The 294-nt window shown below is 53.7% G+C and carries 1 protein-coding gene; it reads left to right on the top strand.

Annotation, left to right across the window (positions count from 1 at the left end; genetic code table 11):
- Nucleotides 1-30 precede the first annotated feature (30 nt).
- The coding region (locus ABLN87_RS22410) for a hypothetical protein (RefSeq protein ID WP_353014329.1) at nucleotides 31-294 on the top strand (264 nt) is incomplete at its 3' end.

Here is a 294-nt window from a genome sequence, read left to right on the forward strand (position 1 = left end):
CGAGCGGATGCGGGCCTGTCAGCAGAGGGTATGCCCAAGGCGGTGACCCGTGATGTCATGCAGATCATCCTCGATCTGAAATCTCAAAAACGCAGCAGCCAGGCAATCTCCAAGCACCTCGAAGCTGGTGGGATACATTTGTCAACAACAAGCGTGGACAGAGCGCTTGGGTTTGCTTCATCACAATTTAATGTGACTGCGGATTCAGAATCGTGGCGCAATTTCCGGGAGACGGGATATCAGCAGGCCTCCCCCGATATTCAGCATATGCTGCAGGCACTGGAACAGCCTCAA

Origin of the sequence: Ruegeria sp. SCP10, assembly GCF_040329495.1 — a bacterium.
In the GTDB taxonomy this organism is placed as follows: Bacteria; Pseudomonadota; Alphaproteobacteria; order Rhodobacterales; family Rhodobacteraceae; genus Ruegeria.